Annotated in this window: 22 protein-coding genes; 20 read left to right on the top strand and 2 right to left on the bottom strand. The window is 63.2% G+C overall.

The window, feature by feature from the left end; translation table 11 throughout:
• The first annotated feature begins 153 nt into the window (after positions 1–153).
• The 8 genes from M52SOB_RS03940 (at position 154) to M52SOB_RS03905 (ending at position 5,624) form a co-directional block, all read left to right on the top strand.
• Positions 154–1,326, top strand: coding sequence for a radical SAM/SPASM domain-containing protein (locus M52SOB_RS03940; protein WP_172601741.1), 1,173 nt, complete (start codon positions 154–156; stop codon positions 1,324–1,326).
• Positions 1,301–1,507 carry a hypothetical protein gene (locus M52SOB_RS03935; protein WP_284155188.1) on the top strand — a complete coding sequence of 69 codons (207 nt, stop codon included), beginning with the start codon at positions 1,301–1,303 and terminating at the stop codon, positions 1,505–1,507. Before M52SOB_RS03940 ends, M52SOB_RS03935 begins: the two co-directional genes overlap by 26 nt.
• Complete coding sequence (locus M52SOB_RS03930) at positions 1,504–2,061, top strand: HPP family protein (RefSeq protein WP_131110670.1); 558 nt, start codon at positions 1,504–1,506, stop codon at positions 2,059–2,061. The genes M52SOB_RS03935 and M52SOB_RS03930 overlap by 4 nt, the downstream gene beginning before the upstream one ends.
• Before the next feature lie 271 nt (positions 2,062–2,332).
• Entirely contained in the window at positions 2,333–2,602 is a 270-nt protein-coding gene (locus tag M52SOB_RS03925; RefSeq protein ID WP_131110669.1) for a DUF2249 domain-containing protein, read from the top strand.
• Between the two features lie 3 nt (positions 2,603–2,605).
• Positions 2,606–2,935: a metal-sulfur cluster assembly factor gene (locus tag M52SOB_RS03920; RefSeq protein WP_131110668.1), complete on the top strand. Its 330-nt coding sequence runs from the start codon at positions 2,606–2,608 to the stop codon at positions 2,933–2,935.
• Positions 2,932–4,017, top strand: a complete 1,086-nt coding sequence (locus M52SOB_RS03915; protein WP_131110667.1) for a DUF8744 domain-containing protein — start codon at positions 2,932–2,934, stop codon at positions 4,015–4,017. Before M52SOB_RS03920 ends, M52SOB_RS03915 begins: the two co-directional genes overlap by 4 nt.
• A 107-nt stretch (positions 4,018–4,124) precedes the next feature.
• Positions 4,125–4,847 carry a hypothetical protein gene (locus tag M52SOB_RS03910; RefSeq protein WP_131110666.1) on the top strand — a complete coding sequence of 241 codons (723 nt, stop codon included), beginning with the start codon at positions 4,125–4,127 and terminating at the stop codon, positions 4,845–4,847.
• A gap of 33 nt (positions 4,848–4,880) precedes the next feature.
• On the top strand, positions 4,881–5,624 hold the full coding sequence (locus tag M52SOB_RS03905; RefSeq protein WP_172601740.1) for a formylglycine-generating enzyme family protein: 744 nt from the start codon (positions 4,881–4,883) through the stop codon (positions 5,622–5,624).
• A 5-nt stretch (positions 5,625–5,629) separates the two neighbouring features.
• Here the strand turns inward: M52SOB_RS03905 and M52SOB_RS03900 are convergent, their stop codons facing one another.
• Both M52SOB_RS03900 and fur read right to left on the bottom strand, forming a co-directional pair.
• Positions 5,630–6,481, bottom strand: coding sequence for a pentapeptide repeat-containing protein (locus M52SOB_RS03900; RefSeq protein ID WP_284155187.1), 852 nt, complete (start codon positions 6,479–6,481; stop codon positions 5,630–5,632).
• Positions 6,436–6,873 carry a ferric iron uptake transcriptional regulator gene (gene fur, locus M52SOB_RS03895; protein WP_131110664.1) on the bottom strand — a complete coding sequence of 146 codons (438 nt, stop codon included), beginning with the start codon at positions 6,871–6,873 and terminating at the stop codon, positions 6,436–6,438. The genes M52SOB_RS03900 and fur overlap by 46 nt, the downstream gene beginning before the upstream one ends.
• Positions 6,874–6,949: 76 nt before the next feature.
• On the opposite strand from fur, the gene M52SOB_RS13900 reads away from it, so the two are divergent.
• The 12 genes from M52SOB_RS13900 (at position 6,950) to M52SOB_RS03840 (ending at position 22,841) form a co-directional block, all read left to right on the top strand.
• The gene (locus M52SOB_RS13900; protein ID WP_172601739.1) at positions 6,950–7,378 is read left to right on the top strand and encodes an outer membrane protein assembly factor BamE; all 429 of its coding nucleotides are present in this window, start codon (positions 6,950–6,952) and stop codon (positions 7,376–7,378) included.
• Between the two features lie 3 nt (positions 7,379–7,381).
• Positions 7,382–8,122, top strand: coding sequence for a 4-hydroxy-tetrahydrodipicolinate reductase (dapB, locus tag M52SOB_RS13895; protein WP_172601738.1), 741 nt, complete (start codon positions 7,382–7,384; stop codon positions 8,120–8,122).
• Positions 8,123–8,227: 105 nt separating this feature from the next.
• On the top strand, positions 8,228–9,367 hold the full coding sequence (gene carA, locus M52SOB_RS03885; RefSeq protein ID WP_131110663.1) for a glutamine-hydrolyzing carbamoyl-phosphate synthase small subunit: 1,140 nt from the start codon (positions 8,228–8,230) through the stop codon (positions 9,365–9,367).
• On the top strand, positions 9,360–12,578 hold the full coding sequence (carB, locus tag M52SOB_RS03880; protein WP_131110662.1) for a carbamoyl-phosphate synthase large subunit: 3,219 nt from the start codon (positions 9,360–9,362) through the stop codon (positions 12,576–12,578). The genes carA and carB overlap by 8 nt, the downstream gene beginning before the upstream one ends.
• Positions 12,575–13,051 carry a transcription elongation factor GreA gene (gene greA, locus M52SOB_RS03875; protein WP_131110661.1) on the top strand — a complete coding sequence of 159 codons (477 nt, stop codon included), beginning with the start codon at positions 12,575–12,577 and terminating at the stop codon, positions 13,049–13,051. Before carB ends, greA begins: the two co-directional genes overlap by 4 nt.
• 298 nt (positions 13,052–13,349) lie before the next feature.
• Complete coding sequence (locus tag M52SOB_RS03870) at positions 13,350–13,925, top strand: ANTAR domain-containing response regulator (protein WP_131110660.1); 576 nt, start codon at positions 13,350–13,352, stop codon at positions 13,923–13,925.
• Between the two features lie 459 nt (positions 13,926–14,384).
• The gene (locus M52SOB_RS03865; protein ID WP_131110659.1) at positions 14,385–15,638 is read left to right on the top strand and encodes a CmpA/NrtA family ABC transporter substrate-binding protein; all 1,254 of its coding nucleotides are present in this window, start codon (positions 14,385–14,387) and stop codon (positions 15,636–15,638) included.
• Between the two features lie 19 nt (positions 15,639–15,657).
• Entirely contained in the window at positions 15,658–16,581 is a 924-nt protein-coding gene (gene ntrB / locus M52SOB_RS03860) for a nitrate ABC transporter permease (protein ID WP_131110658.1), read from the top strand.
• 1 nt (position 16,582) lies between these two features.
• Positions 16,583–17,377 carry an ABC transporter ATP-binding protein gene (locus M52SOB_RS03855; protein WP_131110657.1) on the top strand — a complete coding sequence of 265 codons (795 nt, stop codon included), beginning with the start codon at positions 16,583–16,585 and terminating at the stop codon, positions 17,375–17,377.
• Between the two features lie 11 nt (positions 17,378–17,388).
• Entirely contained in the window at positions 17,389–19,824 is a 2,436-nt protein-coding gene (nirB, locus tag M52SOB_RS03850) for a nitrite reductase large subunit NirB (protein WP_131110656.1), read from the top strand.
• A complete protein-coding gene (nirD, locus tag M52SOB_RS03845) occupies positions 19,825–20,133 on the top strand; it encodes a nitrite reductase small subunit NirD (protein WP_131110655.1) in 309 nt (102 codons plus the stop codon).
• Complete coding sequence (locus M52SOB_RS03840; RefSeq protein ID WP_131110654.1) at positions 20,118–22,841, top strand: nitrate reductase; 2,724 nt, start codon at positions 20,118–20,120, stop codon at positions 22,839–22,841. The genes nirD and M52SOB_RS03840 overlap by 16 nt, the downstream gene beginning before the upstream one ends.
• The last annotated feature ends 12 nt before the right edge of the window (positions 22,842–22,853 follow it).

Below are 22,853 nucleotides of genomic sequence, written 5' to 3'. Positions count from 1 at the left end.
TCGTGCTCTGGGCGCCATCCCGGAAGCCGCGACCGGCTGGCTGCGTTTCGGTATCACTGCGCTGCCCAAGACCGCCCCGCCCTGCGCTTCCTCCTGACCACACTGGCCGGCCACGGCCGCTGACCCATTCGATTCTATTTGGAGGAAGCATTCATGACCCCGCACACGCTCGAATTCGCGCCGCAGTGCGCTCCCATTTCCGATCCCGAGCCGATCCTAGGCGGGCGCGTCGAATTGCAGTTGCTCACCACGCTCAAGTGCAATCTGAAATGCACTTACTGCTCGCTCGGTGTCGGCGACGTGCTCGGCTCGCAGACCGAGCTCAAATACGACATCGATCAGCTCTCCCGCTTCATCGATACGCATCTCGAGGGCAAGGAAATCTACGTCACCTTCTATGGCGGCGAGCCGACCTTGAACCGTCGCATGATGGAAGACGTGATGCGACGTTTTCCCGAATTCCGCTATCAGCTGCAGACCAACGGCACGCTGCTCGACGGCCTGCCGGACTGGGTATTGGCAAAGCTCTCCAACATCCTCGTCTCGATCGACGGCGGCGAGCAGATCACCGACGGCTATCGTGGGCGCGGCATCTGGCGCCAGGTGATCGACAACCTCTCCAAGGTGCATGACAAGGTCGACGGCACGATCACCGCGCGGGTGACCTGGGGCAATCCGGACACCAGCTTCGAGGAGCTCGACGAACTGGCCACCGCGATCGAGGCGATCGACTACGTCTACTGGCAGTTCGTCGCCGACGAGATGTATTTCGGCGATTCGGTCGACAAGCGCAAGGCGGTGCTGGTCAGGCTGATCGACAAGTTCTTCTCCCACACCGACGAACTCTATCCGTTCATCCCGCTGATGGGCATCGTCCGGAACAAGCTCTTGCCCAACCGCGGCATCGAGCTCTATGGGGGGCTCACCCAGTGCCGTGTCTCCTCACATCTGATCAACGTCATGCCCAGCGGCGAGATCTATCCCTGCCCGGACATGATGTATGCGCACGAGATGAAGATGGGCGAGATCCAGGGCAACTGGCTGAAGAAAAGCCCGCTGCAGCCGACCCCGGCGATGCCCTGCGAGTCCTGCGAAGCCTTCGCCTGGTGCCGCAGGAACTGCATGAAGAATCTCTATCTCGGCTACGTCAAGAACGATGAGCGTTACCGCAAGAACGTCGTCGAACCGATCTGCGAACTCGTCAAATTCATCGGCCGCGAAATCGACAAACACGACCCGCACGCCTGGTTTGGCAAACTGACCGTGCCGGTACGAAAGCGCCTGGTGGATAATGAGGTCTATGAATACGTCGAAATCATGCCCTGAGGAGACCGGCGACATCGACCTCGATCACGAGCCGGAACTCACCGACGAGGACATCCTCGACGCGATGCGCCACATCGAAGGCTATCTGGACATCAGCACCGAGGATTTCCGCACCATCTACCACCTCGCCTGGCGGCATGCCGTGGCGCGGCTGCGTGGACGACAGGGCGGCGGGCGGTGAAAATCGAGGGCTGGCGCGATTACTGGCGCAAGTGGCGCGGCACGACGGCCGGCGCACCGCCGCGCATCCACAGCGACGAGGTATTCTGGTCATGGGTGGGTGCATTGCTGGGCCTCGGCTTGCTCAGCTGGCTCGGTGCGCGTTTCTTCGCGCCGCGTGATCTGCCGCTGGTGATCGGCTCCTTCGGCGCTTCGGCCGTGCTGCTCTATGGCGCCCCGCGCAGCCCCTTGGCCCAGCCGCGCAATCTCGTCGGTGGCCATGTCGTCTCGGCGCTGATCGGCGTATTGTGCTGGAAGTTGTTCCAAGACTTTCCAGTGCTCGCACAGTCATTGGCGGTTGCCACCTCAATCGCGCTGATGCACCTGACACGCACACTGCATCCCCCCGGGGGTGCCACCGCGCTGATCGCCGTCATCGGCGGGCCGCAGATTCATGCACTCGGCTTTCTCTACGCGTTGGTACCGGCATTGCTGGGATCACTGACCCTGCTCGCCGTCGCGCTGGTCGTAAACAACCTGCCCCGCACGCGACGTTATCCGGAATTCTGGATCTAACGCGCATGCCGGCAATCGGCACCCGCGGAGGATGAAAACTCCATGCGCAAAAATAACACCCCCCTTCGCCCCCCTCTCGGGGGGTTCCCATTTGCGCGGCGTTGCCGCGAGTGTTGCCTGCCGTCAAGGAAACGAAGGGCAGCGCACTTTTTGCTTTGTATTTCACGTTAACACCCATTCCGGTCCGCCTCCGGATGATCCAGATCAATTACTTGAGTTCCTCGGTCAACTATGATGAGCGCTGCGTCACTCATCATTCAGGAGCCAGCTCATGACCACCACCATCCACGTCCACAGCCACACCAATCCCGAAGGCATCTACGGCTTCGACGCGCGCGGCATCGCCAAGCGTTTCCGTCATGCCGCCATTTTCGGTGCGCTCGATGCCTTGCACCCGGGCGAGGTGATGCGCTTCGTCAATGACCATGACCCGATTCCGCTGCTGCAGCAGATGCAGGCACGCTACGGGGATGCCGTCGAGATCGCCTATCGCGCCCGCGAGCCAGAGGGCGTGATGATCGATTTCATCAAGCGCGCATGAGGCATGAACCATTCCAGCGCGCTGCCCGAGCCTGACGCCTTGCGCGAAGCCCTGCGTGAGGTGATCGACCCCGAAGTCGGCGTCAACATCGTCGATCTGGGCCTCGTCTATCGTCTGGCGTATGAAGATGGCGTCGTGGTGGTCGAGATGACCATGACCTCGCCGGCTTGTCCGCTCGGCGACATGATCGCCGACGAGGTCGATGAAGTCCTGCGCAGGCGCTTGCCGCCCAATACCCCCATCGATGTGCGGCTGGTCTGGGATCCCCCTTGGTCGCCGGAGATGATGTCGGCAGCCGCACGCCGCCATTTCGACCGCCAGTGGTCGGCATGACATTTTCTTCGGCAGTCTCCCGTCTGCCGCTCTTGTTGCTGGGCATGCTGGCCCTGGTGAGCGGTGTGCTGGCCGGCCTGGCGAGGCTGGCCGTGGATGTCCCAGTGTTCGCCGCCGCACAGGCGGGCAGTCATGGCGCGCTGATGATCTGCGGTTTTCTCGGCACGGTGATTGCGCTCGAACGCGCCGTGGCGCTTGCCGCCAGCGGGCTTTCCTGGCCGTTTCTGGGACCGCTTAGCGCCGGCAGCGGCGGGCTGGCGCTTCTCTTCGGCGCGCCGCTCGTCCTGACGCAATTTCTTTTCATTGCCGCCAGTGCCATCGTGACGGCCGGCAGCGCCTTGCTCTTCGTGCGCCAGCCCGCGATTTACCTCGCCACACTGACGCTCGGCGCGCTGAGCTGGCTTGCCGGCAATCTGGTATGGATGGTGGCTGGCACGCTGTTGCCAGCCGTGCCGTGGTGGCTTGCCTTTCTGGTGCTGACCATCGCCGGCGAACGGCTGGAGCTGACGCGCTTTTTGCCCACTCCGCAAACGGCGCGTCAGGGCTTTGCAGCCATCGTCATTGGCCTGCTAGGCGCTGCTACGCTGAGCCTGTGGTTCGAGCCGGCCGGCCTTTCCCTGTTCGCGCTGATGCTGGTGGCGCTGGCTGCGTGGCTGCTGCGCCACGACATTGCACGCCAGACGGTCAGGCAGCGTGGGCTCACCCGTTATATCGCGGTCTGCCTGCTGACGGGCTATGTTTGGCTGGCGGTCGGCGGTCTGCTGGGAGTTTTCGGCGGCCTCGTGCCGGGCAATCAGTGGCGCGACGCAGCGCTGCACGCCATCCTGCTCGGCTTCGTATTCGCAATGATCTTCGGCCATGCGCCGATCATCTTCCCGGCGGTCGCCAAGGTGAAGATTCCCTACCACCCGGCGTTCTACCTGCCGCTGGCACTGTTGCACCTGACGGTGTTTGCCCGCATCGTCGGCGATCTCGCGCCTCTGCCCGTCATGACGCAGGCGGCGGCGATCGGCAATGCGCTGACGCTGCTCGCCTTCGTGCTGACCATTCTCGTGCAGGTGTTCTCCGCCAGAGCGCGCTGAAGCTCGCAAGGGTCGGCGGCCCGATACGGCACCTGATCGTGATCAAGGACGAGTATCGTCTGCAATCCGATAATGCCGTGATTCAAACTTCCGTATATTCGAATACCATGAAAACCGAAACGCTTCGCTGGCTGCCGGCCGCTCTCGCACTGGCCGTGTCGGCCGTTCAGGCAGCCGATGAGACCCCGCGCGATGGCAAGAGTGAATATCTCGCACGGGCAGCGGAGCTGCGTTGCATCGCCGGCGAAACGGTCCTGCTCGCCGTGCCGCTGCCCAACGACCTGCAGATCGACTACGACGCCGCGAGCGGCCACCTGCGCGTTTTCTATCCGATGCAGTTCAACGATTTGACGGAAGGCTGGAACTGGCACCCGGAAGAGGTGGCCGCCGGGCGAGACTATTACACCTTCAAATATCTGCCGCTCGGCTCGACCACCGAATCGCGTGGCAGCGGCCGGCTGACAGGCTTGGACGGCAAGCCGATCGAATACCCGGTCGAGTGGCGCTTCGATTACTTCCTCGCCTTCGACAACCCTTATGAGTTCTATCCCCGCGATGCCGGAGAGCAGGCCGGCTTCACCGCCGAGATCGCGCTGCCGGCAGCGGCAGCGCAGCGTCTCGCAGCCGGCGATCTGCGCATGGCCGTGAGTGCGCGTCTCGCTGAAAAGTGCCTCAGCGACAGCACCACCTTCTGGAAAGCGACCATTTCCAAACCAGTCGATTTCACGCTCAAAAAACGCTACCTGATCGGTAAACTGGCAGAGGTACGCTTTTATGATGCCGCGACGGGCCAGACGCTGGTCCGGCTGTCTTCTCGCGCACCGCGATGAATCCAGGCCGTGATGCGTTGCCGTAGCATTCTGTTGCTCGCAACACTCTTGGCCAGTCCACTCCACGCCGAAACCTGGCGCGAGCCGACGACGGGGATGGAATTCGTGCTTGTGCCTGGCGGCTGCTACTCGATGGGCGACACCTTCGGCGGTGGAGACCACAACGAATTTCCCGTCCATGAGGTTTGCGTCAGCAGCTTCTGGATTGGTCGTTTCGAGGTCACCCAAGGCGAATGGCAGCGCCTGATGCCCAACAATCCCTCCATTTGGAACGACAGCCAGCGTCATCCCGTCGACAGTGTCAACCAACAAGACATCGCCGATTTCGTCGCTCGCCTGATGGCCGTCAATCCAGGCCGGCGCTTTCGCTTACCGACCGAGGCCGAATGGGAATATGCCTGCCGGGCAGGCGGCCGGCAGGAGAAGTTCGGTGGACTCCCGCCCCCCGAAGGCGCCAATACCGCCGAGTATGCCAATCGTCACGGTGAAGGCAGCCGTGCCGTCGGCAGCTTTCCACCCAATGCCTTGGGTATCCACGACATGAGCGGCAATCTCTGGGAGTGGGTCAGCGACGTCTATGCAGCCGATGCCTACACCCGACATTCCCGCGACAATCCGCAGCATATAAGCGAGGGACCGGCTCGCTTGCTGCGTGGCGGCGCCTGGAGCCACGACGCCTTTTTTGCCCGCTGCAGCAAGCGGCATATGCACTGCCGTCCGACCGCTCGTTTCGACTTTGTCGGCTTTCGGCTGGTGATGGAAGAAGCGGAAAAATAAAAACCTCAGCGCCGCTCACGCACGACGAAGGGTTCGATCAGCGCTTCATCGGCGGATGGTGGTCGATTGAGTGCATGGCCGAAATCGGCTTCCCAGACATCGGCATTGGTGAAGTCGGCTCCCGCAAGGTCGGCTTGTGCATATCGAGTCCTGCGCAAACTGGCGCCCAGCAGCTTGGCGCCGGTAAGCTTCGCACCGCTGAAATCGACGTCTTCCATAGCCGCCCCGGTGAGATCCGCGCCGGAAAGATCGGCGCCTGTCAGGCGCGCGCCGCTGAACACTCCCCGGAGGGCATAACAGCGGCGGATCGAGCCGCCGGTGAGATCGATGTTTTCCATCAGCACGTCCTTCAGATAGGCGCCGGAAAAATCAGCCCTGGCGGCTCGTGAATTGATCAGATTGGCCCCGAAAAGGTTGGTTTCCTGCATTTGTGCCTCTTCGAGTACTGCATCGTCGAAGATGGCGTGAAAGAGGTCGGCCTTCCTGAAATTGGCTTGTCTGAGATCGGCAGCCGTGAAATTGACCCATTTGGCGCTCGCACCGGAAAGATCGGCACCGGCGAGCTTCGCACGGCGCAGATCGGCATTGTCGAGCTTGACGCCCGACAAACGAACGCCAGACAAATCCCAACCCGACAGCTTGCGATGCGAGAAATCGCAGTGTGACAAATCGGTGCGGGCCACGGGTTTTCCACAGTCACCCTTGGGCAAATCTCTTGACAGCCCATCGCTGGCCTGGGCTTTGGTCAGCCCTATGAACGAAATCACCAGGGAGAGAATCCAGAACTGCATCGATGGCATGGTGGTCGGAGTCAATCCTTGGCCATGGGACGATATGGACAGTCCTTCTTGGTGCATTCGCAATAGAGGTAAAGCGCATGGTCGACGATGCGAAAGCCACGCTCCTTGGCCACCTTGACCTGGCGCCGTTCGATTTCCGGATCGGTGAATTCCTCGACACGTCCGCATTGCAGACAGACGAGATGGTCGTGGTGCTTGCCGTCCTTGAGCTCGAACACCGATTTGCCGGATTCGAAGTGGTGCCGTTCGAGCAAGCCGGCCTGCTCGAACTGCGTCAGCACGCGATACACGGTCGCGAGGCCAATATCGACATTGTCGGCGATGAGCAGGCGATAGACGTCCTCGGCGCTCAGATGACGGGTCGTCGATTTGCGGAACAAATCGAGGATCGTCATGCGCGGCACCGTCGCCTTGAGGCCGATGCTTTGTAATTCAGCACGCTCGGTCATGTTTGACGGGCTCTCTGATGGGTGGATGGCCGTATGATATAGTTTTTCTGCATCTCATCCATTTCCCTTCCCGTCCATGCCGTCGCGCCCATCGCTTCCGAGCCTGCTGTTGCTCGTCACCGCTCTCACTGCCTGTTCCAGCGCACCGGACATCACCTCCCGCCTCTCGCCTTATCGCATCGACGTGCGCCAGGGCAATTTCGTCACCCAGGAGATGGTGGCGAAACTCAAGCCGGGCATGAGCCGCGACCAGGTGCGTTTCGCGCTCGGCACCCCGCTGGTGACCGACATCTTCCACGCCAATCGCTGGGACTATGTCTATCGCTTCCAGCCCGGCCGCGGGGAGGTGCAGTTGCGCCGGCTGTCGGTGTTCTTCGAGGACGACAAGCTGGTGCGCGTCGGGGGTGATGTCGTGCCGTCAGCTGAAGCCGGCGCGACGGACGAAGCGGCACCTGCCCCGTCCTCGCGCATCATCGAAGTCCCTGCCGAACCGAAGAAGGACTGAACCATGACGACGATTCGTTACGCGATTGCCGGCAAGAACGGCCGCATGGGCAAGATGCTGATCGAGGCGGTCAATGCCGCGGCCGATGCCGAGCTTGCCGCCGCCTTCGATGTCGATGACGACGCCGCAGCGGCGATTTCCCAGGCCGACTGTCTGATCGACTTTACCCGTCCAGAAGGCACGCTCAAACACCTGGAAATCTGCCGCCGCCTGGGCGTGCATATGGTGATCGGCACTACCGGCTTCACCAGCGAGCAGAAGCAGCAGATCGTCGCCGCCGCACAGGAAATTCCGATCGTCTTCGCGCCGAACATGGCAGTGGGCGTGAATGCCGTCTTCAAGCTGCTCGACGTCGCGGCACGCATCCTCAACGAGGGCTTTGATATCGAGATCATCGAGGCGCACCACCGCCACAAGGTCGATGCGCCTTCCGGCACCGCACTGCGCATGGGCGAGGTCGTCGCTGCGGCACTCGGCCGCGATCTGAAGTCCTGTGCCGTCTTCGGCCGCGAAGGTCACACCGGCGAACGGCCGGCGACGCAAATCGGCTTCTCGACGATCCGTGGCGGCGACATCGTCGGCGATCACACCGTGCTGTTCGCCGGCACGGGTGAGCGCATCGAGATCACCCACAAATCGGCGAGCCGGATGTCGTATGCGCTGGGTTCCTTGCGTGCCGCGCGCTTCCTGCGCGACAAGAAGAACGGCCTGTTTGACATGCAGGATGTCCTCGGGCTGAGATAGCCGCGTCCGCCGAAGGCGAGGCGAATCGGCTATAATGCGCCGGTTTGCCCATCATCCTGTTTTTAATGGATTGATGCGGCGCAATATTCGACCAGGAGCCCGATTTTGACCGCATTTCCGTCTGCCTTGCTCGCCCTCGCCGACGGAACGGTATTTCGGGGCAAGGGCATCGGCGCGACCGGCGTATCGGTCGGGGAAGTGGTGTTCAACACCGCGATGACCGGCTATCAGGAGATCCTCACGGATCCTTCCTACACGCGCCAGATCGTCACCCTCACCTACCCACACATCGGCAATACCGGCATCAATCGCGAAGACTGCGAGGCAGACCGGATTTACGCCGCCGGGCTGGTGATCCGCGATCTGCCCCTCATTGCCTCGAACTTCCGTTCCGAACAGACGCTCAGCGATTATCTGAAGCGCGAGAACGTCGTCGCCATCGCCGACATCGATACCCGCAAACTCACCCGCATCTTGCGCGAGAAAGGCGCGCAGGCCGGCTGTCTGATGACCGGCGAGGACCTCGATGCGGATGACGCGATTGCCCGGGCACGCGCCTTCCCGGGACTGGCCGGCATGGATCTCGCCAAGGTCGTCACCACCTCCAAGCCCTATTCATGGAACGAAGGTGAATGGAAACTCGGCGCTGGCTACACGGCACCGGCACAGGACAGATTCCATGTCGTCGCCTATGACTTCGGCGTCAAACGCAATATCCTGCGCATGCTCGCCAGCCGCGGCTGCCGCCTCACCGTCGTGCCGGCGCAAACCCCCGCCAGCGAGGTGCTGGCGATGAACCCGGACGGCGTATTCTTCTCCAACGGGCCGGGCGATCCCGAACCCTGCGACTACGCGATCGCCGCGATCCGGGAACTCCTCGACCGCAAGATTCCCGCCTTCGGCATCTGTCTCGGCCATCAGCTGATGGGTCTGGCCGCCGGTGGCAAGACGTTGAAGATGAAGTTCGGCCACCATGGCGCCAACCACCCGGTCAAGGACCTGGACACCGGCCAGGTATTGATCACCAGCCAGAACCACGGCTTCGCCGTCGACCCGGCGACGTTGCCGGCAAACGTCAAGGTCACCCATGTCTCGTTGTTCGACGGCTCGCTGCAGGGCATGGCCTGGACCGACCGTCCGGCGCTGTGCTTCCAGGGCCACCCCGAAGCGAGCCCCGGCCCGCACGACGTCGCCTATCTGTTCGATCGCTTCATCGCGATGATGGAGAAAAACACGAATGCCTAAACGCACCGACATTCACTCCATCCTCATCATCGGCGCGGGCCCGATCATCATCGGCCAGGCCTGCGAATTCGACTATTCCGGCGCCCAGGCCTGCAAGGCGCTGAAGGAAGAAGGCTACAAGGTCATCCTCGTCAATTCCAACCCGGCGACGATCATGACCGACCCGGAAATGGCGGATGTCACCTACATCGAGCCGATCACCTGGCAGGTGCTGGAAAACATCATCGCCAAAGAGCAGCCCGACGCGCTGTTGCCGACCATGGGCGGTCAGACGGCGTTGAACTGCGCGCTCGATCTCGCCAAACATGGCGTGCTGGAAAAATATGGCGTCGAGCTGATCGGCGCATCGCGCGAGGCGATCGACAAGGCCGAGGACCGCGAGAAATTCAAGAAGGCGATGACGAAGATCGGGCTGGGCTCGGCACGTTCCGGCATCGCCCACAGCCTGGAAGAAGCGCAGCAAGTGCAAGGCGCGATGGGCTTTCCCACCATCATCCGGCCTTCCTTCACGATGGGCGGCTCGGGCGGCGGCATCGCCTACAACCAGGAAGAATTCATCGAGATCTGCAAGCGCGGCCTCGAAGCCTCACCCACCCACGAGCTGCTGATCGAGGAATCACTGCTGGGCTGGAAAGAATTCGAGATGGAGGTGGTGCGCGACAAGCACGACAACTGCATCATCGTTTGCTCGATCGAGAACCTCGACCCGATGGGGGTGCATACCGGCGATTCGATCACCGTCGCGCCGGCGCAAACACTCACCGACAAGGAATATCAGCTGATGCGCGATGCCGCGATCGCCGTGCTGCGCGAGATCGGCGTCGACACCGGCGGTTCGAACGTGCAGTTCGCGATCAACCCCAAGGATGGGCGCATGATCGTGATCGAGATGAACCCGCGCGTGTCGCGCTCTTCGGCGCTCGCCTCGAAGGCCACCGGCTTTCCGATCGCCAAGGTCGCCGCCAAACTGGCGGTGGGCTATACGCTCGACGAGCTGAAGAACGAGATCACCGGCGGTGCCACGCCCGCTTCGTTCGAGCCGTCGATCGACTACGTCGTCACCAAGGTGCCGCGCTTCACCTTCGAGAAATTCCCCCAGGCCGACGCGACGCTCACCACGCAAATGAAATCGGTCGGCGAGGTGATGGCGATCGGCCGCACCTTCCAGGAATCGCTGCAGAAGGCGCTGCGCGGTCTGGAGGTCGGTGTGGACGGCTTCAACCTGAAGAGCGTCGACCCGGACACCATCGACGAACAGCTGGCGCGCCCGTCGGCGGAGCGGCTGTGGTACGTCGCCGATGCCTTCGGCATCGGCATGTCGATCGACAAGGTGCATCGGCTCACCCGCATCGACCCCTGGTTCCTCGCCCAGATCAAGGAGCTGGTCGATCTGGAACTCGCCATCGAGCAGCGCACGCTGGATTCCTTTGCTGCCGACGAGTTGCGCCAGCTCAAGCGCAAGGGCTTCTCGGACCGCCGTCTCGCCCATCTGTTGTCGACCTCCGAACATGAGGTGCGCGCACGGCGGCACGCGCTGGGGGTGCGGCCGGTCTACAAGCGTGTCGACACCTGTGCCGCGGAGTTCGCCACCAGCACCGCCTATCTGTATTCGACCTACGAGGAAGAGTGCGAGGCCCAGCCCACGGACAAGAAGAAGATCATGGTGCTGGGCGGCGGCCCGAACCGCATCGGCCAGGGCATCGAATTCGATTACTGCTGTGTGCATGCGGCGCAGGCGTGCCGCGAGGACGGCTATGAGACCATCATGGTCAACTGCAACCCGGAGACCGTCTCGACCGACTACGACACTTCGGATCGCCTCTATTTCGAGCCGCTGACGCTCGAAGACGTGCTCGAGATCGTCCATGTCGAAAAGCCCGTCGGCGTGATCGTCCAATTCGGTGGCCAGACGCCGCTCAAACTCGCACTGGCGCTGGAAGCCGCTGGCGTGCCGATCATCGGCACCTCGCCGGAGTCGATCGATGCCGCGGAAGACCGTGAGCGTTTCCAGAAGTTGCTCGATACGCTCGGCCTCAAGCAGCCGCCGAACCGCACCGCGCGCACCGAAGAGGATGCCTTGCGGCTCGCCGCCGAGATCGGCTATCCGCTGGTCGTGCGCCCCTCCTATGTGCTCGGTGGTCGGGCGATGGAAATCGTGCATGAAGAGAAGGATCTCGAGCGCTATATGCGTGAGGCGGTCAAGGTTTCCAATGATTCGCCGGTGCTGCTCGACCGCTTCCTGAACGATGCCACCGAGGTCGATGTCGATGCGCTGTGCGATGGCCAACAGGTGATCATCGGCGGCATCATGGAGCACATCGAGCAGGCCGGCGTGCATTCGGGCGATTCCGCCTGTTCGCTGCCGCCTTTTTCGCTGAGCCGCGAGGTGCAGGACGAGCTGCGGCGCCAGACCGCGCTGATGGCCAAGGCGCTCAACGTCGTCGGCCTGATGAACGTGCAGTTCGCGATCCAGGGACATGGGCCCGATTCCGTCGTCTATGTGCTGGAAGTCAACCCGCGCGCCTCGCGCACGGTGCCGTTCGTTTCCAAGGCCACCGGTTTGCCGCTGGCCAAGATCGCCGCGCGCTGCATGGCCGGCCGCAGCCTTGCCGAGCAGGGCATCACGCACGAGGTCGTGCCGCCCTACTTCTCGGTCAAGGAAGCGGTATTCCCGTTCAACAAGTTCCCGGGCGTCGATACCCTGCTCGGCCCGGAGATGAAATCGACCGGCGAGGTGATGGGCATCGGCCGCAGCTTCGGCGAAGCCTTCGTCAAGTCGCAGATCGCCTCCGGCACGCGTCTGCCCAAAGCCGGCAAGGCGTTCATCAGCGTCAAGCCCGCCGACAAGCACAAGGCCATCGAAGTCGCGCGGCTGCTGCACCAACTCGGTTTCACGCTGCTGGCAACGAGTGGCACGGCCGCGTCGATCGAAGCCGCCGGCATTCCGGTCGCCGCGGTCAACAAGGTCAGTGAAGGTCGCCCGCACATCGTCGACATGATCAAGAATGACGAGATCGCCCTGATCGTCAATACCGTCGATGAGAAACGCACGGCCATTCAGGCTTCGCGCTCGATCCGCACCTCGGCGCTGAGCCAGAAGGTGACCTTGTTTACCACCATCGAGGGAGCGCGCGCCGCCTGTATCGGCATGCAGCACTCCGGCCTCGAGACCTATGCGCTGCAGGCGCTGCACGCCGAATTGCATCCATGAGCAAGATTCCCCTGACCCTCAACGGCGCCCAGCAGCTCAAGGACGAGCTGCAGCGCCTGAAAACCGTGGATCGGCCGGCAGTGATCGCCGCGATCGCCGAGGCGCGCTCGCACGGCGATCTCTCCGAAAACGCCGAATACGATGCCGCCAAGGAACGGCAAGGCTTCATCGAGGGCCGCATCGCCGAGATCGAAAGCAAGCTCGCCAATGCCCAGATCATCGACCCACGTACGCTCGATGCCGACGGACGCGTCGTCTTTGGCGCCACGGTGGACATCGAGGACATTGACGCCGGCCAGACGGTCAGCTACCAGATCGTCGGCGACGATGAAGCCGATATCAAGCAGAACAAGATCTCGCTCAACTCGCCCGTCGCCCGTGCGCTGATCGGCAAGTTCGCCGGCGACGTCGTCGAGGTGCAGACGCCCGGCGGCCGGCGCGAATACGAAATCCTCGACGTGCGCTATGAGTAAACGCCCACCCCCCTTCGCCCCCCTCGCGGGGGGTTCCAGACTGGCTCGCTACGCTCGCAAATGTGACGGGCTCTTCGTCGCCAAGCAGGGGTGATTTTCGGCTTCGCCGCGTGCCGCGTTGGCTTGGGGCGGCCCTGCGCCAACGCTGCGCAGCCCTTTCGTGACCGCCCGCCCCCCCTTCGCCCCCCTCGTGGGGGGTTCCAGACTGGCTCGCTGCGCTCGATTATGAACAAACCTTAAGTATTCATTCGGCCTTCAGAAAGATGAACAGTGGCGCGCAAGTTGCTATAGCAGCGGTATGGCCAACATCCTCGTCATTGACGAATCCCAGCAGCGCGCGATGGAAGTCTGCGCCGGACTGATCAAGGCCGGCCATCAGGTCGCGGCAGTTCTGCCTTCGGCGCTCGACTTGATCAGCCGCATCGAGGAAATCAAGCCGGACATCATTTTGATCGATACCGAGTCGCCGTCGCGGGACACGCTCGAGCATTTGGCCGTGATGAGCCAGTCGATGCCGCGTCCGGTGGTCATGTTCACGCAGGATGGCAACAGCGAGACGATCCGGTCGGCGATCAAGGCCGGCGTAGCGGCCTACGTCGTCGATGGCTTCGAGATCGACCGGCTCAAGCCGGTGGTCGAGGTCGCCATCGCGCGCTTCGAGGAACTCCAGACGCTCAGGCGGGAGCTCGCCGAGACGAGCCGCAAGCTGTCCGAGCGCAAGATCATCGAAAAGGCCAAAGGCATCCTCATGAAGACGCGCGGCATGGACGAGGATGCTGCCTATGCGGCGCTGCGCAAGCTGGCGATGGAAAAGTCGCAGCCGCTCGGCAAGGTGGCCGCCAGCCTTGTCGAGATGGCGGAGCTGCTGCTCTAACGCGCATGCCGGCAATCGGCACCCGCGGAGGATGAAATACCCATGCGCAAAAATAAACGCCCGCCCTCCCCCAGCCCCTCCCTCGCGGGAGGGGAGACGATCAGCGCGGCTTGCGCCGCGAAGGCAGACTGCCGTCAAGGAAACAAATGGCGGCGCACTTTTTGCTCCGTATTTTCACGTTAACGCGCACTAAACCCGTGCAAATAGAACGCAAGCCGCACAGAAGCAGTGCAGCTTGCACGAGCAGACATGCCGTCTCGCCAGCGCCGGCTTTCGCGGGCATCTCTGTTGTTTTGCAATGGTTTTCTTTTTCCACGCGATGACTGGCACGATGATTGCGGTTTAGCCGGCAAGTCCGGGCCAACGGCGGCCCGGCCACCAGACAACGGCGTCTGATTGCAAGCCCGACGAACGCGGGTTGGCGATCGACGCCTTTTTTATTGTCCTTCGGAGATCGAGATGAAAAATGAAACTACCTGCCCTTCACCTGCTTCAGTTGAAACGACACGCCGCGATTTCCTGCGCCTCGCCACGGGAGCCGCGCTCATGACCGCGATGCCACACGTCTGGGCCGCCGGCTCGGACAAGCCCGAGAAAGAAGAGGTGAAGATCGGCTTCATCCCGCTGACCGACTGCGCTTCCATCGTCATGGCCTCGGTGATGGGCTTCGACAAGAAGTATGGCATCAAGATCGTGCCGACCAAGGAAGCGAGCTGGGCCGGCGTGCGCGACAAGCTGATCAATGGCGAGCTCGACGCCGCGCATGTGCTCTACGGCCTGATCTACGGCGTCCAGCTCGGCATCGGCGGGCCGAAGAAGGACATGAACGTCCTCATGACCATCAACAACAACGGCCAGGGCATCAGCCTGTCGAGCCAGATGAAGGACAAGGGTGTCACCGATGGCGAATCGCTCGCCAAGCTGGTGGCGAAGAAGGAGAAGGAATACACCTTCGCCCAGACCTTCCCGACCGGCACCCACGCGATGTGGCTCTACTACTGGCTGGCCACCTACGGTATCAACCCGTTCAAGGACGTCAAGACCATCGTCGTGCCGCCGCCGCAGATGGTCGCCAACGCGCGCGTCGGCAACATGGACGGTTTCTGCGTCGGCGAGCCCTGGAACCAGCGCGCGATCATCGACAAGGTCGGCTTCTCTGTCGCCACCTCGCAGGACGTCTGGGTCGATCATCCGGAAAAGGTCGTCGGCACCACGGCCGAATGGGTCGCCAAGTACCCGAACACCGCACGCGCCGTCATCATGGCCGTGCTCGAAGCCTCGATGTGGATCGATGCCTCCGCCAGCAACCGCAGCAAGACCGCCGAGATCATCGCCGCCAAGGCTTACGTCAACACCGATGTCGAGGTGATCCGCGGCCGCATGATCGGCCAGTACGAAAACGGCCTGGGCAAGAGCTGGTCCGACAAGAACCACATGAAGTTCTACAACGACGGCGCGGTCAACTTCCCTTACCTCTCCGACGGCATGTGGTTCATGACCCAGCACAAGCGCTGGGGACTATTGAAAGAACACCCGGACTATCTCGCCGTAGCGAAGAAGGTCAACCGCATCGACCTCTACAAGGAAGCGGCCAGCCAGCTCAAGGTGCCGCTGCCCAAGAGCGAGTTGCGCGAATCGAAACTGATCGACGGCGTGGTCTGGAACGGCAAGGATCCCAAGAAGTACGCCGACGGCTTCAAGGTCAAGGCATAACACGCACAAGGAGTATGTCATGACGGCAATGACCATCCATGCCATGAAAGTCGGCGCTAGCGCGACGGCACAGCCGGCCAGCTTTCCATCTGGGACGGCGAAACTGAGCGTACCCCCGCCTCCGCCTCCTTCGCAACTCGTCGGGCCGAGCACCACGGAGCAGAACTCGGCGGCGATGCGCGCCTTCTTCGCCGCCATCCTGCCGCCGGTCATGGGTCTGGTGCTGCTGCTCGCCATCTGGCAACTGGCCACCATGAACGGTGGCAGCATCCCGACCCCGGGCCAAACCTGGGAGGCAGCGACAAAGCTCTTCGCCGACCCGTTCTACCGCAACGGGCCGAACGACCAGGGCATTGGCTGGAACATCCTTTCCTCGCTGCAGCGCGTCGCCGTCGGCTTCGGCTTCGCGGCACTGGTGGGCATCCCGGTCGGCTTCCTGCTCGGGCGTTTCGCCACGCTCTCGAGCATGGCAAACCCGATCATCAGCCTGCTGCGGCCCGTCTCGCCGCTCGCCTGGCTGCCGATCGGCCTGCTGGTGTTCAAGAAGGCCGACCCGGCCGCGACCTGGACGATTTTCATCTGCTCCATCTGGCCGATGATCATGAACACCGCCCAGGGCGTGGTGCGCGTGCCGCAGGACTACCTCAACGTGGCGCGCGTGCTCAACCTGTCCGAGTGGAAGATCGTCACCAAGATCTTGTTCCCCAGCGTGCTGCCCTACATGCTGACCGGCATCCGGCTGTCGATCGGCACGGCCTGGCTGGTGATCGTCGCGGCCGAGATGCTCACTGGCGGCGTCGGCATCGGCTTCTGGGTGTGGGACGAGTGGAACAACCTCAAGGTCGAGCACATCATCATCGCCATCTTCGTCATCGGCATCGTCGGCCTGATCCTCGAACAAACCTTGCTGCTGCTGGCCAAGCGTCTGCACACGGAGAGCTGAAATGGAAAAGTTCGTGCAAGTTGAAAAAGTCGGCATGTCCTTCGACACCCAGAAGGGCAAGTTCGTCGCCCTGCGCGACATCGACCTCAACATCCGGCAGGGCGAGTTCGTCTCCCTGATCGGCCACTCGGGCTGCGGTAAATCCACGCTGCTCAACCTGATCGCCGGTCTGACCAAGCCGACCGCCGGCGCGATACTCTGCGCCAACCGCGAAATCGCCGGCCCCGGCCCGGAACGCGCGGTGGTGTTCCAAAACCATAGCCTGCTGCCCTGGCTCACCTGCTTCGAGAATGTCTATCTCGCCGTCGAGCGTGTCTTCGCCGCCAACGAGCCGAAGGCACGCCTCAAAGAACGCACGACGAAAATGCTCGAAATGGTCGGCCTCGGCCACGCCCTGCACAAGTATCCGGGCGAGATTTCCGGCGGCATGAAGCAGCGCGTGGGGATCGCAAGAGCCCTGGCGATGGAGCCGAAGGTGCTCTTGATGGACGAACCCTTCGGCGCGCTCGACGCCCTCACCCGCGCCCGGCTACAAGACGAGCTGATGAAGATCTGCGACGCGACCAAGGCCACGGTGGTGATGGTCACCCACGACGTCGATGAGGCGGTGTTGCTCTCCGATCGCATCGTGATGATGACCAACGGCCCGGCCGCGACCATCGGCGAAATCCTGAGGGTCGACCTGCCGCGCCCGCGCGAGCGCCTGAGCCTCGCCCACGACCCGAAGTACATGGAATACCGCTCGGCGGTGATCGAGTTTCTCTACGCCAAGCAGTCCCACCCGCTGGCGGCCTGACGGAGAAAGAAATGAAGAAACAGAAACTGGTGATGGTCGGCAACGGCATGGCTGGCTGCCGTACCCTCGAGGAGCTCTTGAAGCTCGCCCCCGATCTCTACGACATCACGGTGTTTGGCGCCGAGCCGCACCCCAATTACAACCGCATCATGCTCTCGCCGGTGCTGGCAGGCGAAACGAAATTCGACGACATCGTCCTCAACGACCTCGCCTGGTACCGCGACAACGGCATCACCCTGCATCTCGGCAAGCAGGTCGTGAAGATCGACCGCAAGGCCCAGAAGGTAATCGCCGCCGACGGCACCGAGGCCAGCTACGACAGACTGCTGCTGGCCACCGGCTCCTCGCCCTTCATCCTGCCGGTGCCGGGCAAGGACCTGCCGGGCGTGATCGCCTACCGGGACATCGCCGACACCGAGGCGATGATCGAGGCCGCCAAGCATTACAGCCATGCCGTCGTCATCGGCGCCGGCCTGCTCGGGCTGGAAGCCGCCAACGGCCTCGCGCTGCGCGGCATGGACGTGACCGTGGTGCACCTGGCCGACTGGATCATGGAGCGCCAGCTCGACAAGACCGCCGCCGACCTGCTGCAGAAGTCTCTCGAAAACAAGGGCTTGAAGTTCCTGCTCGGCAAGCAGACTTCCGAGCTGGTCGCCGGTGAATCGGGGCGCGTCGCCGCCGTTCGTTTCAACGACGGCACGAGCATCCCCGCCGATCTCGTGGTCATGGCCGTCGGCATTCGCCCGAACATCGTGCTTGCGCAAAACGCCGGCCTCCATTGCCAGCGCGGCATCGTCGTTTCCGACACGATGCAAACCTATGATCCGAAAATCTATGCGGTGGGCGAATGCGTCGAACATCGTGGCGTCACCTATGGTCTGGTCGCCCCGCTGTTCGAGCAGGCCAAGGTTTGCGCGAACCACCTGGCGCGCATCGGCATCGGCCGCTATACCGGCTCGGTGACCTCGACCAAACTCAAGGTCACGGGCATCGACGTATTCTCGGCCGGCGATTTCATGGGCGGCGAAGGTAGCGAGGAGATCGTGCTGGCCGATCCCGCTGCCGGGATCTACAAGAAGCTGGTGATCAAGGGTGACACGCTCGCCGGTGCCGTGCTCTACGGCGACACCGGCGACGGCGCCTGGTATTTCCAGCTTTTGAAGGACCGGCAGAACATCGCCGACATTCGCGACCACCTGATGTTCGGCAGCCACCACGTCGGCGATGCGGGTCACGCCGGCCAAAACAGGGCCGCCGCGATGCCAGACGAGGCCGAGGTCTGTGGCTGCAACGGCGTCTGCAAGGGCGACATCGTCAAGGCGATCAAGACCCACGGCCTGTTCACGCTGGAGGACGTGCGCAAGCACACCAAGGCCTCCAGTTCCTGCGGCTCCTGCACCGGCCTGGTCGAGCAGATCCTCGCCTCCACCGTCGGCGGCGCCTACCAGCCGGCCGATACCCACGACAAGCCGGTCTGCGGCTGCACCGAACATTCGCACGGCGTCGTGCGGGCCGCAATCCGCGACAAGAAGCTGTTGTCGATTCCCGCCGTGATGCGTGAGCTCGGCTGGAAGACGCCCAACGGCTGCGCCACCTGCCGCCCGGCCCTCAACTACTACCTGATCTCTACCTGGCCGCACGAGGCCGAGGATGATCCACAATCCCGCTTCATCAACGAGCGTGCCCACGCCAACATCCAGAAGGACGGCACCTTCAGCGTCGTGCCGCGCATGTGGGGCGGTCTCACCACGCCGGCCGAACTGCGCGTGATCGCCGACGTGGCGGAAAAATACCAGGTGCCGACCGTGAAGATGACCGGCGGCGCACGCATCGATCTGCTGGGAATCCGCAAGGAGGATCTCCCCAAAGTTTGGGCCGATCTCGGCAAGGCCGGTCTCGTTTCCGGCCACGCCTACGGCAAGTCGATCCGCACGGTGAAAACCTGCGTCGGTGCCGAGCACTGCCGCTTCGGCACTCAGCGCTCGATGGACATGGGCGTCAAGCTGGAAAAAATGTTGTTCGGCATGTGGGCGCCACATAAAGTGAAACTCGCGGTGTCCGGCTGCCCGCGCAACTGTGCCGAAGCGGGCATCAAGGACGTCGGCGTGATCGGGGTGGACTCGGGCTACGAGATCTATATCGCCGGCAACGGCGGCATCAAGACCGAGGTCGCCCAGTTTCTCTGCAAGGTGAAATCGGATGCCGAGGTGCTCGAATTCGCTGGTGCCTTCCTGCAGCTCTACCGTGAGGAAGGCTGGTATCTGGAGCGCACCTGCCACTACGTCGCCCGCGTCGGTCTCGACTACGTCAAGGCACAGGTCGTCGACGATCCCGACCGCCGTGCCGAACTCTACGAGCGCCTGCTCTACGCCCTGCAAGGCTACGAAGACCCTTGGTCGGCGGCGGTGAAGCAGCCCGCAGAATATGTCGCACTGGAGGTGGTCTGAATGAACGAGTGGAAAAAAGTCTGTCCCCTGGACGAAATCCCCCGCCTCGGCAGCCGCCAGGTAAACAGCGCAAGCGGCACGATCGCGGTGTTTCGCACCGCCGATGACGAAGTCTTCGCCCTGCATGACAAGTGTCCCCACAAAGGCGGCCCGCTGTCGCAAGGACTCGTGGCCGGCAAGGTGGTCACCTGCCCGCTTCACGCCTGGAAGATTCAGCTCGAAAACGGCGAGGCGGTCGCGCCGGACAAGGGCTGCGCAAGGGTTTATCCGACCAAGGTCGAAGGCGGGATGGTATGGATCGCACTTTGACCGAGACGCGCAGCGTCTGCTGCTACTGCGGCACCGGCTGCGGCGTCATCGTCCAGGCCGCCGGCGACAGGATCGTCGGCGTGCGGGGCGACCCCGATCATCCGGCCAATTTCGGCAAGCTCTGCTCGAAGGGCAACACCCTACATCTTTCGGCCGTGCGTACGGGGCGGGCCACCGTACCGCTGCTGCGCGAGAGCCGCACCGTCCTGCCGGCGCCGACTTCCTGGGACAACGCGCTGGAGGTCGCGACCGAGCGTTTCGCCGCGATCATCCATGAGCACGGCCCGGACGCCGTCGCCTTCTACGTCTCCGGCCAGCTCCTGACCGAGGACTACTACGTCTTCAACAAGCTGGCGCGCGCGCTGGTCGGCACCAACAACATCGACTCCAACTCGCGCCTGTGCATGTCCTCGGCGGTTGCCGCTTACAAAGCCACATTGGGTAGCGACGCGGTACCCTGTTGTTACGAGGATATCGATCTGGCCGATCTGATCCTGATCGCCGGTTCGAACACCGCCTATGCCCACCCCATCGTCTTCCGTCGCATCGAGGCCGCGCGTGAGAAGAATCCCGATCTCAAGCTGATCGTCGTCGACCCGCGCCGCACCGACACCGCCGCTTCATCCTCCCTGCACCTGGCGATCCTTCCTGGCAGCGATGCCCTACTCTATTCGGCCATGCTCCACGTGCTGCTCTGGGAGGGACTGGCCGACAACGCCTTCATCCAGGCGCACACCTGCGGATTCGACGCATTGCGCGCGCAGCTTGCCGAACTCACCCCTGGTGCCGTTGCCGCCGCCTGCGGCTTGAAGCCCGAGGAAATCGTCACCGCCGCTCGCATGTTCGGCCACGCGAAAGCCCCGCTCTCCTTCTGGTGCCAGGGTCTCAATCAGTCGATCCACGGCACTGCCAATGGCGCCGCACTCATCCACCTGCATCTGGCCACCGGCAAGATCGGCAAACCCGGTATGGGCCCCTTCTCGCTCACCGGCCAGCCCAATGCCATGGGAGGACGCGAAACCGGTACGATGGCCAATCTTCTGCCCGGCCACCGCGACATCAACAATCCCGCCGACCGTGCCGAGCTGGCCGCGCTGTGGGGCATTCCCGCCTTGCCCGATCGTCCCGGCAAAACAGCCGTGGAAATGTTTGACGCACTTGCCGAAGGCAGCATCAAGGCGGTGTGGATCGCCTGCACCAACCCGTCCCAGTCGCTGCCCGACCTCGCGAAAGTGAAACAGGCGCTGACCAACGCCGAGTTCGTCGTGGTGCAGGATGCCTGGGCCGACACCGAGACCGCCGCTTATGCCGACCTGCTGCTCCCCGCCGCGACCTGGGGAGAGAAGGACGGCACCGTCACCAACTCCGAGCGCCGCATTTCGCGCGTGCGCGCCGCCGTGCCTCCACCCGGAGAGGCCCGCGCCGACTGGCGCATTGCCCGCGACTTTGCACTCAAGCTTTCTAAAAAAATCGGCGCTGGCAGGACGGCACGCTTTGACTTCCATTCGGTCGAAGAGGTCTTCGCCGAGTACGTCAAAACGACTTTGGGCCGCGATCTCGACATCAGCACTCTGTCACACGATGCGCTCGACCAGCTCGGCCCGTTACAGTGGCCTGTGATCGAGAACAAAGGCACGCAGCGCCTCTACGCCGACCACCACTTCGCCTTCCCCGACGGTAAGGCGAAGTTCATTCCCATCGACACGCGCCTCACCGCCGAGGCGCCCGACGCCCGCCATCCCTTCCGCCTCATCACCGGCCGCCTGCGCGACCAGTGGCACGGCATGAGCCGCACCGGCCGCGTGCCGCGCCTCTACAGCCACGAGCCCGAGCCGCGCATCCATTTGCACCCCTCCGACCTAAACCGCCGCGGCTGGCAGGAAGGCCAGCTGATACGCGTGAAGAGCCGGCGCGGCGAGATCGTGCTGCCCGTCGCCGCCAGCGAGGAAGTGCGCCCGGGGCAGGCCTTCGTCGCCATGCACTGGGGCGCGCGCAGCCTGTCGCACGACGGCGTCAACGTGCTGACCATCCCGGCCTTCGACCCGGTCTCGAAGCAGCCCGAACTCAAGCACGCCGCGCTGCGCGTCGAGCCGGCCACCCTACCGTGGCGGCTGGTGGCGCTGCGCTCGCCGGGCCTGGCGGCAGACGCGCACGAAACCGTGCTGGCCTGGCGCGCGAAACTCGCTCCGCTGCTGGCCGGGTTTGACTATGCCACGCTGACCCTCGACGGCCGCGAACGCCCCCTCGTCGCCCTGCGCGTGGCAACGGCCGAGCCGATGCCCGCCGCGCGCATCGAACAGATCGCCCGCGTGCTGGAGATGCCCGAGGGCGCCTGCCTTGCCTACCGGGATCCGGCCAAAAACGTGATCAAACGCGCAAGGATCGAGGACGAACGGCTGGCCGGCCTCCTGCTCGCCGGCGAGGACCAAGCGGGAAACTGGCTGCGTGCGGCGATGAAGGACGGCGTGCCCATCGATGCCCTGCGCCGCTGGCTCTTCGCCCCGCGCGCCGAGCCGCCCGTGGCGGCGGCCGCGCCGCGCAAGGTGATCTGCAACTGCCTCGACGTCAGCGAGGATGAAATCATGCGCGCAATCGCCGCCGGCGCCGACCTCGCGACGCTGCAGGAGAAACTCAAGTGCGGCACCTCGTGCGGTTCCTGCGTGCCCGAGATCAGGCGCATGTTGTCCGGCAGCGGCATGGCCGTCTGATGTCCGAGATGC

It is taken from the genome of Sulfuricystis thermophila (assembly GCF_004323595.1).
Classification (GTDB): domain Bacteria; phylum Pseudomonadota; class Gammaproteobacteria; order Burkholderiales; family Rhodocyclaceae; genus Sulfuricystis; species Sulfuricystis thermophila.
Note: the sequence above shows the minus strand (reverse complement) of the source record. Positions and strands in the feature narration are given on the sequence as shown.

Coding starts and splice junctions, on each gene's coding strand:
- M52SOB_RS03940 (WP_172601741.1), top strand. CDS start 154: ATGACCCCGCACACGCTCGAATTCGCGCCGCAGTGCGCTCCCATTTCC.
- M52SOB_RS03935 (WP_284155188.1), top strand. CDS start 1,301: ATGAATACGTCGAAATCATGCCCTGAGGAGACCGGCGACATCGACCTC.
- M52SOB_RS03925 (WP_131110669.1), top strand. CDS start 2,333: ATGACCACCACCATCCACGTCCACAGCCACACCAATCCCGAAGGCATC.
- M52SOB_RS03920 (WP_131110668.1), top strand. CDS start 2,606: ATGAACCATTCCAGCGCGCTGCCCGAGCCTGACGCCTTGCGCGAAGCC.
- M52SOB_RS03915 (WP_131110667.1), top strand. CDS start 2,932: ATGACATTTTCTTCGGCAGTCTCCCGTCTGCCGCTCTTGTTGCTGGGC.
- M52SOB_RS03910 (WP_131110666.1), top strand. CDS start 4,125: ATGAAAACCGAAACGCTTCGCTGGCTGCCGGCCGCTCTCGCACTGGCC.
- M52SOB_RS03900 (WP_284155187.1), bottom strand. CDS start 6,481: ATGCACCAAGAAGGACTGTCCATATCGTCCCATGGCCAAGGATTGACT.
- fur (WP_131110664.1), bottom strand. CDS start 6,873: ATGACCGAGCGTGCTGAATTACAAAGCATCGGCCTCAAGGCGACGGTG.
- M52SOB_RS13900 (WP_172601739.1), top strand. CDS start 6,950: ATGCCGTCGCGCCCATCGCTTCCGAGCCTGCTGTTGCTCGTCACCGCT.
- dapB (WP_172601738.1), top strand. CDS start 7,382: ATGACGACGATTCGTTACGCGATTGCCGGCAAGAACGGCCGCATGGGC.
- carB (WP_131110662.1), top strand. CDS start 9,360: ATGCCTAAACGCACCGACATTCACTCCATCCTCATCATCGGCGCGGGC.
- greA (WP_131110661.1), top strand. CDS start 12,575: ATGAGCAAGATTCCCCTGACCCTCAACGGCGCCCAGCAGCTCAAGGAC.
- M52SOB_RS03870 (WP_131110660.1), top strand. CDS start 13,350: ATGGCCAACATCCTCGTCATTGACGAATCCCAGCAGCGCGCGATGGAA.
- M52SOB_RS03865 (WP_131110659.1), top strand. CDS start 14,385: ATGAAAAATGAAACTACCTGCCCTTCACCTGCTTCAGTTGAAACGACA.
- ntrB (WP_131110658.1), top strand. CDS start 15,658: ATGACGGCAATGACCATCCATGCCATGAAAGTCGGCGCTAGCGCGACG.
- M52SOB_RS03855 (WP_131110657.1), top strand. CDS start 16,583: ATGGAAAAGTTCGTGCAAGTTGAAAAAGTCGGCATGTCCTTCGACACC.
- nirB (WP_131110656.1), top strand. CDS start 17,389: ATGAAGAAACAGAAACTGGTGATGGTCGGCAACGGCATGGCTGGCTGC.
- nirD (WP_131110655.1), top strand. CDS start 19,825: ATGAACGAGTGGAAAAAAGTCTGTCCCCTGGACGAAATCCCCCGCCTC.
- M52SOB_RS03840 (WP_131110654.1), top strand. CDS start 20,118: ATGGATCGCACTTTGACCGAGACGCGCAGCGTCTGCTGCTACTGCGGC.